3 protein-coding genes are annotated in these 2,810 nt (G+C 46.9%); 1 reads left to right on the top strand and 2 read right to left on the bottom strand.

Annotation, left to right across the window (positions count from 1 at the left end; translation table 11 throughout):
- Positions 1 to 141: 141 nt before the first annotated feature.
- Together J3491_RS11845 and J3491_RS11840 are read right to left on the bottom strand one after the other, a co-directional pair.
- A complete protein-coding gene (locus tag J3491_RS11845) occupies positions 142 to 711 on the bottom strand; it encodes a YchJ family protein (protein WP_207970350.1) in 570 nt (189 codons plus the stop codon).
- 44 nt (positions 712 to 755) lie between these two features.
- Entirely contained in the window at positions 756 to 1,472 is a 717-nt protein-coding gene (locus J3491_RS11840; protein ID WP_207970349.1) for a metal-dependent hydrolase, read from the bottom strand.
- A gap of 114 nt (positions 1,473 to 1,586) precedes the next feature.
- On the opposite strand from J3491_RS11840, the gene J3491_RS11835 reads away from it, so the two are divergent.
- Positions 1,587 to 2,660: a DUF3025 domain-containing protein gene (locus J3491_RS11835; protein ID WP_207970348.1), complete on the top strand. Its 1,074-nt coding sequence runs from the start codon at positions 1,587 to 1,589 to the stop codon at positions 2,658 to 2,660.
- The last annotated feature ends 150 nt before the right edge of the window (positions 2,661 to 2,810 follow it).

Below are 2,810 nucleotides of genomic sequence, written 5' to 3'. Positions count from 1 at the left end.
CTACTGGGATGAATTTTGCGCAGCCTCTGGGAACGCAGCACGCAAGTAAAATTTATACCAGTAGCGCGTTTAAATCCATAACAGTTTTACATTCAGCTAACTATATAGCGCTGGCAGGCACTGTATCGGTTTTACAGTGAATTAACTATATAATCCACAACAGCGCTTAAACTTCTCACCCGAGCCGCAAATACACGGCTGCTTTTGGGTGACAGACATAGGAACGGTCGGGTCGAGAAAATACCAACGCGTATCATGATGGGTATTATTCACTACCTTTACAAAGGCAGACAACTCGTGATGCGCTTGCAAGCCATCAGGCGTTCTAAAATAAGCTTTAAATTCGACCTGCGCGTGCCGTTTGCCAAGCTTTGCTCTGTGTTCTACAACCTCTAATCCTGCCCAATCGGTCTTAGTGGCCCATTCCTCAATTGCTGTCACATCTAGCAAGCTTTGCTGCGCGGGTAGTGTGGTTTTGACGATGTATTCTGGCTTGATAAGCATAAAAGCACTATAACGCGTGCGCATCAGACGCTCCGCTGTTTCTGCCTGTACGCCGTCAGTTTTATCCGCTTCTTTATTCACTTCTTTATTTAAAACGCTGTCATGATAAGGTTGACAGCAGTCTTTATAAAGTAGGGGCGCGGTGGCGGTCTCTGAGGCGGGGTTGATTTGGCAAGGGCAGGTTTGGAGGGCGGCAGAAGTCGACATAGTGTACTCTCATTATTTATCATTTTTTGCTGGTAGAGGCGGCCTTAACTTAGCCAGCCTTTTATCAATTCTGGCCATAGACCGAGCTTAAGCTTTGCCCAAGCTGCAGGATCACTGACCTGCTGCCAAAAGGTGTCAAACGGCGGCGCTATATATAACAATAATGCCAAAATAACGTATAGCAGCAAATACCACCATTTGTCTTTATGCTGATAAAACTTCATCGCCGTACCCGACGAGCGCTTCATTTTCATATTGGACAAATTGACGCTATACAACTCATCTAGAGCCAAATGCACCATCGCGCCGCCAAATAAAAACAAACCATAAAACCAGCTCACCGTTAAGGGCAGGTGCAAAATATCATGGCTTAAATACGTCAGCGCCAAGCCCAATATCGCCATATAAGGCACAGAATGGATAACGCCGCGATGCACCGTCATCGTGGTAAAAACATAAAACACCACATAACGCATAAAACCATAGCCTGCCAGCCATAACACCATCAATGCCAATAGGCTCAGCTCACCGCGCCAATGCATCACCAGCCCAAAAGCGAAGACAAAAGAGATGAGGTTAAAGCCAAGCTTAATCGGTGTTGAGTTGTCTGAGTCCAAGTCTGGCAAAAGGCCGCCGATAGTACCGAGCGCCGCACACATCAAAAACCCAGAGTCATCAACCAGCCCCGCTTTATAGACCGTTAAGCTCAGTGTACCGCTGACCATAAATGCAACATTTAAGTGGGTGTTAAAATTTGCCATAAAAACTCATCAATAAATAGCGCGCGAACACAACGTTTCAAGCTGCCCGTCTAGCCGTAAAAAAGCGCACCATGATACCATAAGCTGCCCATTGCCCAAGAGAGATAGTTTGATATGACTGCCAGTAACCTGCCTCCTTTGCATCGCTCAGATGCGCGCCATGACAAGCCTTTGCCGAACGATTCGCCTGTACAGGCGTCAGCCGTAGCGGCAAGCAGACTTGATGACAGTTTTGCCCAGATTAACTGGCGTGCGCCGTGGCTTGGTCATGTGCAGCAGTTAGATGCCATTAGCCAAGCCATCACTCAGCTTAGTGCGACAAAAAGCTTGAGCATGGAGCGCGCTGATACTCAAAGTTCTGCTCCTGAAACTCAAGCCCTTGATATCAGCCGTACCCAAAACACGCCAGACATCATCGCGAAAGTATTAAATACCGCATTGCATCAGCAGGCAGCTGACGTGCAGCAGCAACTGCCGCACACCAAGCCTGCATATAACCATAAGGCGCAGACTTTACAGTTTGTCTCACAAGAGGCGTTGCCAGAGGGCGAGGCTTACGAAAGTTTTATCGGCAGTACGGGCAATATCCCGACGCGTGATAACTTACACGACTTATTTAACGGCAGTATTTGGCTGACGTTTCCTAAGACCAAAGCCTTGCTAAACCACTATCATATGCTTGAAATTGAGCAGCAAGGGGTCGGTGATAGTCGAGGGCGGGTGCGCGATACCATCACTGTGTTTGATGAAAACGGCGCGGTATTGGTCACTGCCAATCCTAGTATTGGCGAGGCGTTGATTGGCTTTGACTGGCAAGGCAGTTTGGTACAGCCGCGCATGCAGTGGGATGACCCTACAAGTCCTAGTCCAAACATGCAAGCGGCGGTTTATATTTTTGGTCATGCCCTCCTTGAGCAATTGATAGCGCCGCGTAAGCCCTTGTGCGCGCATAGTGTGGTCATCAACGTCAGCCAAGATTTCTTTGCCTTGTCAACGCAGCAGCGCATCGCCTTTTTGGATGATAAATTGGCTGATTATATGAATGAATTATTATCAAAGGACGCAGTCACACCGCGTCATTTATCGCCATTGCCTATTTTAGGCGTGCCGCATTTTTGGGCCGAGAATGAAGATTCTCATTTTTATGATGATGCATTTGTGTTTCGTAGTGGTCGCCGTAAAAAGTAATAAAAATGGATTTGGCTAGCCTCTCATTAATAACTCACTAACACATTGTTACAGTTACGATTGTGCCACGATTTGACTACGTCTAGACGTTAACAAAGCACTATATATTTGTTATGGTAAAAACAAGCTGATGTCAGGTCTTACAAGCAT

This window comes from Psychrobacter halodurans, from assembly GCF_017498075.1.
Lineage (GTDB): Bacteria > Pseudomonadota > Gammaproteobacteria > Pseudomonadales > Moraxellaceae > Psychrobacter > Psychrobacter celer.
The sequence above is the reverse complement of the archived record's forward strand: the minus strand, read 5'-3'. Positions and strand labels throughout refer to the sequence as shown.

Bases quoted from the DNA above. Each gene is read 5' to 3' on its own strand.
- J3491_RS11845 (WP_207970350.1), bottom strand. From the start codon at position 711: ATGTCGACTTCTGCCGCCCTCCAAACCTGCCCTTGCCAAATCAACCCC.
- J3491_RS11840 (WP_207970349.1), bottom strand. From the start codon at position 1,472: ATGGCAAATTTTAACACCCACTTAAATGTTGCATTTATGGTCAGCGGT.
- J3491_RS11835 (WP_207970348.1), top strand. From the start codon at position 1,587: ATGACTGCCAGTAACCTGCCTCCTTTGCATCGCTCAGATGCGCGCCAT.